The organism is Bradyrhizobium sp. (assembly GCF_016462955.1).
GTDB lineage: Bacteria > Pseudomonadota > Alphaproteobacteria > Rhizobiales > Xanthobacteraceae > Bradyrhizobium.
Genome location: NZ_JAEMSD010000194.1, coordinates 4,046 through 11,538 on the forward strand (window position 1 = coordinate 4,046; position 7,493 = coordinate 11,538).

Sequence of the window (7,493 nt, forward strand, 5' to 3'; positions counted from 1 at the left end):
GCGGCTGCGAGCATTTCGGGCCCGCGGCCCTGGCGGTCCTGGATGCGGATGGCGAATCCTCCGCCCGTCCCGATGCCGGGCACGGCCGGCGGCGGAATCACGATGATGAACGCGCCCTGGATCGCGGACAGTCGCTTGCGCAGCTCGACCGTGATGGCGTTCGCAGACAAGCCCTTCTTGATTCGCGCCTCCGGCTCGTCGAACACCGGGAACAGTGCAGCCGCGTTGCCGGCCTGGGTGCGCGTCGCGCCGGAGAAGCCGGCGAAGGCGGCGACACGGACGATGCCGGGCGTATCCAGCGCAATCCGCTCGATCTCGCGCACGACTTCCGTGGTGCGCGCCAGCGACGCCGCCCCGGGCAATTGCACGGAGACGATGACGTAGCCGCGATCCTGCGCGGGGATGAATCCTTGCGGCGTGGTCACGATCAGCCAGCCGGCGCTGCCGATCAGCACGACGTAGATCAGGAGCATCACCACCGAATGCCGGATCACGAAATCGGCGAGCCCGGCATAACCGTGCGCGAGCCTATCGAAAATCCGATTGAACACACCGGTGAATGCGTTCCAGCCGCGCGCGATGATATTCCAGGCCGCCGGCGGGCGCTTCTCCTGGTGCGGGGTGAGGATCAGCGAGGCCAATGCCGGCGACAGAGTCAGCGAGCAGAAGCACGAGATCGCGGTCGCAACGGCGATGGTGACGGCGAATTGCTGGAAGAACTGTCCGGAGATGCCACCGAGAAACGCGGTCGGCACGAACACCGCGCACAACACCAGTGCGATCGAGACCAGCGCGCCGCCAACCTCCTCCATGGTTTTCAGCGCGGCATCGCGCCGGCTCATGCCATGCTCGAGATGACGCTCGACATTCTCGACCACCACGATGGCGTCGTCGACGACGATGCCGACGGCGAGGACGAGGCCGAACAGCGTGAGATTGTTGATCGAGAAGCCCAGCGCCGCCATCACCGCGAAGGTGCCGACCAAGGACACGGGAATCGCGATGATCGGAATGATCGCGGGACGCCAGCCCTGCAGGAATACCAGCACGACGATGACCACGAGCAGCATGGCCTCGTAGATGGTCTTGATCAGCTCGTGGACGGACTGGGCGATGAACTCGGTCGGATTGTAGCCGATATTGTAGTCGAGGCCCTTCGGGAAGCTCTCCTTCAGCCGCGCCATGGTATCGGTGATGTTCTTCGCGGTGGCGAGCGCGTTCGATCCCGGCCGCTGCGTCACCAGCATGGCGACCGCTGATTTGCGCAGCAGGAAGCTGTTGGTGGTGTAGGAGAGCGCACCGAGCTCGATGCGCGCGACGTCGCGCAACCGCACCACCCGGCCATCGGAGCCGGCCTTGATGAGGATCTCCTCGAACTGCTTCTGGTCCTTCAGGCGGCCCGTGAACGTCAGGTTCGGCTGAAAGGCACGGTCGGCGATCGGCGGCTCGGCGATCTGGCCGCCCGCGATCTGGACGTTCTGGGCGCGGATCGCCGCCAGCACCTCGGCCGAGGTCAGGCCGAGATTGGCGATGCGGTCAGGATCGAGCCACAGCCGCATCGAATAGTCGCGGGCGCCGAAGATCTGGATGTCGCCGACGCCGTCGAGGCGCAGCAGCTGGTCGCGAACCTGGAGCAGCGCGTAATTGGAGATATAGAGCTGGTCGAAAGTGTCGTCCGGCGACAGCATGAACGCGACCATCAGGATGTCGGGCGAGTTCTTGCGGGTGGTGACGCCGTTGCGCTGCACCTCCTCGGGCAGCCGCGGCTGCGCGATGGCGACGCGGTTCTGCACCAGCACCTGGGCCTTGTCGAGATCGGTGCCGAGCTTGAAGGTTACGGTGATTGTGAGCTGGCCGTTCGAGGTCGCCTGGCTGTAGAGATACAGCATGTCCTCGACGCCGTTGATCTCCTGCTCGATCGGAGCTGCGACCGTGTCGGACACGGTCTGCGCGGAGGCGCCCGGATATTGCGTGGTGACGACGACGGTCGGGGGCACCACTTGCGGATATTCGGAGACCGGCAGCGTCGTGTAGGCGAGCGCGCCGACGATCAGGAGCACGATCGACAGCACCATCGCCAGGATGGGCTGATTGATGGAGAGACGCCCGAGGTTCATGGCTTGCCACCGGCCGGAGCTTGTGCGGTCTGCGGTGCAACCTTGGCGCCGACGCGGGCACGCTGGACGCCGTTGACGATGACCCGATCCTCGGCCTTCAACCCCTCACGGATCACGCGCAGGCCGTCGTCCAGAGGCCCGAGCACGACGGGACGCGCCTCGACGGTGTCGTCGGGCTTGACCACGAACACGATCTTGCGGGACTGGTCGGTCGCGATCGCGGCATCCGGGATCAGCAGCGCCTCATAGGGCGCGCTGGCGATCAGGCGGACGCGGCCGAACTGGCCGGGCAGGATCGACTGATCGGTGTTCTTGACGACGGCGCGGCTGCGCAGCGTTCCCGTGGAGACGTCGAGGCGGTTGTCGAGGAAGTTGATGGTGCCTTCATGCGATGGCTTGGTCTCGCCGACGAGAGACACTTGCACCGGGTTCGCCGTATCGCGCGAGCTCGGGCGGCGGCCTTCGAACCACAGCTTGCTGTATTTGACGAAGGTCGCTTCATCCATGTCGAAATAGATATAGATCGGATCGAGCGTCACGATGGAGGTCAGCAAGGTCGACGATCCGCCGTCGCTGCCCTGCACGAGATTGCCGGGGCTGACGAGATGGCGGCTGACGCGGCCGGTCAGCGGTGCGGTCACATGGGTGAATTCGATGTTGAGCTTGGCGGCCTTCAGCGCGCCTTCGGCCTGCGTCGCGGCGGCATGCGCGGCTTGCAAGGCCTGACGGCGCTGGTCGACGACCTGCTCGGAGACCGCGCTGGTCTGCACCAGGCTGAGGCCGCGATCGAGCTCTCGCTTGGCGAGCTCCACCCTGGCGCGCGCGTCCGCCAGCTGCCCTTCCGCCTGCGTGGCCACCGCCTCGAACGGGCGCGGGTCGATCACGTAGAGCAGATCGCCCTGACGCACGATGGCGCCGTCCGTGAACTCAACCGAGTTGACGAAGCCGCCGACGCGCGGCCGCACCTGCACCTCTTCCACCGCCTCGAAGCGGCCGGTGAACTCGTCCCAATCGGTGACGGTGCGCTTGACCGGCTGGGCGACCGTCACTGCCGCCGGCGGCGGGGCCGCGGCCTGCGAGGCCGGCTGACCGCAACCGGTGAGCGCGAAAGTCGCAACGAGCAGCGCAGCGATTGCACTCGGTCGGGCCAGACCGAAATCGTGGCTTCTGGCAAACTGCTCGCTTCCATCCGGTCCGCTCATCCCAGGTCCTCGTATAATGCCGCAGAAAGCACATGGTACGCCTCTACCTGCGGGCGCCACAAGATGGGACGCCAAGATGAACTCTTCAAGACCGCGATGCGCGCAAGGCTCGGAAAAGGACCCTGGCCGGAAGGCGGGTTGACAGGAAGATCGCCGGCCTCGCACGAGGCGATCGGCGGGCGAATGCGAATGGCGTTATCCGCCGGAATCCTGAATGGAGCGCACGATCTTTCGCCCTGCGCCTGCGCCCGTCCCCTGCAGGGTAGGGCAATCGCATATGAGCAGTCCCCCTTTGGGCACGATAGTCTCCACATCGTCATGGCCGGGCCGTAGCCGCTTCGGCGCGGCGAAGGCCCGGGCATGACGACCTCTGGTGAAGGTGCAGGGAGGGTAAGGGCCCCCAGCGTCTTCGCACATGACGGGAGGCGGCGGCTCGGCTAGGTTACCCCCTACAAAACAAGACGATTTTGTCCGGGAGGACAGACGTGCACCAGGGACGTGTCGTTTTCGGCGCGATCGAGGAGGTCGTGTTCGGCCATCCTGCGGCCGATGCCATCGTCGCGCAGATGGACCGGCTGGGCACACGCCGCGCCTTCCTGATGGTCTCCGGCACGCTCAACCGCCAGACCGACGAGATCGCGAAAATCAGGCAGGCATTGGGCGCGCGTTGCGCCGGCCTGTTCGACGCCATGCCGGCGCATACGCCGCGCGAGGCGGTGATCGCCGCGGCGAATGCGGCGCGCGAGGCGGATGCCGACCTCATCGTCACCGTCGGCGGCGGCTCGATCACCGACGGCGCAAAGGCGGTGCAGCTCTGCCTCGCCAACGGCATCACCGACATCGACGGCATCGATCGCATCCGCGTCCACGGGGGTGTCGCACCCGACATGACCGCGCCAACCGTGCGGCAGGTCAGCGTGCCGACCACGATCGCCGGCGGCGAGTTCAGCGCGATTGCCGGTGTCACAGACCGCAAGGCGAACGTGAAGCAGATGCTGCGGCATCCGCTCGCCGTGCCGCGCGCGACCATCCTCGACCCCGCCCTCACCGTGCACACACCGGAATGGCTGTTCCTGTCCACAGGCATCCGCGCGATCGATCATTGCGTCGAGGCGATCTGCTCACGCGAGACGCATCCCTATGCCGACGCGCAATCGGTGAAGGGCCTCGCCATGCTCGCTGACGCGCTGCCCCGGGTGAAGGCCAATCCATCCGACCTCGATGCGCGGATGGACGCGCAGATCGGCACCTGGCTGTCGATGGGCGCGCTGTCGGCCGGCGTCCCCATGGGCGCGAGCCACGGCATCGGCTACGTGCTGGGCGCGGCCTTCGACGTGCCGCACGGCTACACCTCCTGCGTCATGCTGCCGGCGGTGATGCGATGGAATGCGCGCGACAATGCCGAGCGCCAGATGATCGTCGCCGCCGCCATGGGCTATCCGGGCCACGACGCCGCCGATGTGCTCGATGCCTTCATCCGTTCGCTCGGCATGCCGCGCAGTCTCGCGGACGTTCGCGTCTCCCCGGAGCATTTCGACGCGATCGCCGAACAGGCGATGCGGACGAACTGGATTCCGCGCAACCCGCGCACGATCGAGAGCCCCGCCGACGTACGCGACATTCTGATTCTTGCCGCCTGATCCAAAGCCGGAGGTTCGATGTATACTGGTACGCATGCCCGCCTGCGCCCGCTCCAGCCCGCCTTCATCATGGCGGCGACGGGCGAGGCCGTCACCTATCGCGAGCTCGAGGCGCGCAGCAACCGCTTGGCGCACCTGTTCCGCAAGCACGGCTTGAGGCGGCTCGACCACTACTCGATCTTCATGGAGAACAATTCCCGCTACCTCGAAGCCTGCGGCGCGGGCGAGCGCGCCGGGCTCTACTACACCTGCATCAACTCCTTCCTGACGCCGGGCGAACTCGCCTATCTCCTCGTCAACAGCCGGTCGAAGATCCTAATCACGTCCATGGCCAAGCTCGAGATCGCGCGAGAGGCGATCAAGGCTTGCCCCGACGTCGAGCTCTGCATCGTCGCCGACGGCCCGGGTGAGAGCGAACGCATCGTCGGCCTGGCGGAGGTGACGGCGGAGATGCCGCGGACGCCGATCGCGGACGAATGGCTCGGCACGGCCATGCTCTATTCGTCCGGCACGACGGGACGGCCGAAAGGCATCCTGCGGCCGCTGCCGGAGGAGCCGCCGAAGCACAATCTGCCGCTGTTCGATTTCCTCACCAAGCTCTGGCACTACCGGGAAGGCATGGTCTACCTGTCGCCCGCACCGCTCTATCACTCGGCGCCGCAGGCTGCCGTGAACCTGACGATCCGCATGGGCGGCACCGTGATCATCATGGAGAGCTTCGACCCCGAGCGTTACCTCCAGCTGGTCGAGCAATGGGGCATCACCCACACCCAGCTGGTACCGACCATGTTCTCGCGCATGCTGAAGCTGCCGGAGGAGGTGCGAGCGCGTTACGACCTGTCCTCGCTGGAGATCGCGATCCACGCCGCCGCGCCCTGCCCGGCCCTGGTCAAGGACGACATGATCAAATGGTGGGGACCGATCATCCACGAATATTACGGCGCCACCGAGGGCCTCGGCTTCACCGCCTGCAACAGCGAAGAATGGCTCAGCCATCGCGGCACGGTCGGCAAGGTGCTGCTCGGCGACCTGCACATCCTCGACGAGGACATGCGGGAGTGCCCGGTCGGCACGCCGGGCCAGATATGGTTCAAGACGGCAACGCCGTTCGAATATTTCAGCGACCCGGAGAAAACGAAGGAGGCGCGCTCGGCCGACGGCAGCATGAGCACGGTCGGGGACGTCGGCTATGTCGACGAGGACCGCTTCCTCTATCTCACCGATCGCGCCACCTTCATGATCATTTCGGGCGGGGTGAACATCTATCCGCAGGAATGCGAGAATCTGCTGATCACCCATCCGAAGGTCGCGGACGCCGCCGTGTTCGGCGTACCAAATGCCGATCTTGGGGAAGAGGTGAAGGCGGTGGTGCAACCGATGTCCGGCGTGGTGCCGGGCCCCGCGCTCGCGGAAGAGTTGATCGCCTTCTGCGCAAAATCGCTGTCGCGGCAGAAGGTGCCGCGATCGGTCGATTTCGAGAAGGAGTTGCCGCGACTGCCGACGGGCAAGCTGTACAAGCGGCTGCTGCGGGACCGCTATTGGGGCAACAAGGCGTCAAGGATCGTGTGAGGGCTTCCGCGGCGTAAGGCGCGCAAGCAAGCGCCCACGCACGCAACTGTCGTCCCGGGGCGCGACGAAGTCGCGAACTATGATGCGCAGTTGCGCATCTGAGGACCCATAACCACAGGGAGTGGTTGTCGCGCGTGACGGCAACTCCGAATCCTCGCAAAACTCTCCCCGGGGCTATGGATCCCGGATCTGCGCGCGCTTAGGGCGCGCTTGTCCAGGATGACAGCGGAGGTTGTTGATGCAACCTCGCGCAACATCTGCACAGGACTCACCTCTTCGCATCTGCACTCTCGCATCGGGAGAGAAAAGCCCGCGGCCCTCCGTCGTCCGAAGTGTCGAGGGCACGGCTGCGCCTTGCGGGTTGCCTCAATGCGCGCGCCTCGCTATCGTCGCGACCAACAGGCCGCAAAAGGCCAACGTCCAGGGAGGATGAGCATGCGGAGCGTGTGGGCGCTCGCCGCAATGGCGGCGCTATCTGTGCTGACGGCCTCAACTGCGACGCTGGCCGGCGAGCCCAAGCAGGGCGGGATCTTGCGGATGTATCACCGCGACAGCCCCGGCAATGCCTCGATCCATGAAGGTGCGACCTACTCGCTCAATGTTCCCTTCATGCCGGTATTCAACAATCTCGCCATCTACAAGCAAGACGTCGCGCAGAACAGCATGGACAGCATCGTCCCCGAGCTTGCGGAGAGCTGGGCCTGGGTGAACGACATCAAGACGCTGACATTCAAGCTGCGCCAGGGCGTGAAATGGCACGACGGCAAGCCGTTCACCTCGGCCGACGTCAAATGCACTTTCGACATGCTGATGGGCAAGGCGCAGCAGAAGTTCCGGCAGAACCCGCGCAAATCCTGGTACGACCAGGTGAACGACGTCTCGACCAACGGCGAGTTCGAGGTTTCCTTCAACCTGAAGCGGCCGCAGCCCTCGCTGCTGGCGCTGCTCGCCTCTGGCTACACCCC

The 7,493-nt window shown here is 65.6% G+C and carries 5 protein-coding genes; 3 read left to right on the forward strand and 2 right to left on the reverse strand.

Annotated elements, in window-relative coordinates; translation table 11 throughout:
- Together JHD07_RS19975 and JHD07_RS19980 are read right to left on the reverse strand one after the other, a co-directional pair.
- Positions 1-2,117, reverse strand: a 2,117-nt coding sequence (locus JHD07_RS19975; protein WP_291625003.1) for an efflux RND transporter permease subunit, incomplete at its 3' end; no start/stop codon positions are given.
- A complete protein-coding gene (locus JHD07_RS19980) occupies positions 2,114-3,319 on the reverse strand; it encodes an efflux RND transporter periplasmic adaptor subunit (RefSeq protein WP_291624995.1) in 1,206 nt (401 codons plus the stop codon). The genes JHD07_RS19975 and JHD07_RS19980, both read right to left, overlap by 4 nt.
- Positions 3,320-3,804: 485 nt before the next feature.
- Here JHD07_RS19980 and JHD07_RS19985 point away from each other — a divergent pair, with 485 nt between their 5' ends.
- The 3 genes from JHD07_RS19985 to JHD07_RS19995 all read left to right on the forward strand — a co-directional run.
- Positions 3,805-4,959 carry an iron-containing alcohol dehydrogenase gene (locus JHD07_RS19985; RefSeq protein WP_291624997.1) on the forward strand — a complete coding sequence of 385 codons (1,155 nt, stop codon included), beginning with the start codon at positions 3,805-3,807 and terminating at the stop codon, positions 4,957-4,959.
- Positions 4,960-4,977: 18 nt separating this feature from the next.
- On the forward strand, positions 4,978-6,528 hold the full coding sequence (locus tag JHD07_RS19990; RefSeq protein ID WP_291624999.1) for an AMP-binding protein: 1,551 nt from the start codon (positions 4,978-4,980) through the stop codon (positions 6,526-6,528).
- A 435-nt stretch (positions 6,529-6,963) separates the two neighbouring features.
- A partial coding sequence (locus tag JHD07_RS19995) for an ABC transporter substrate-binding protein (protein ID WP_291625001.1) occupies positions 6,964-7,493 on the forward strand: 530 nt, incomplete at its 3' end.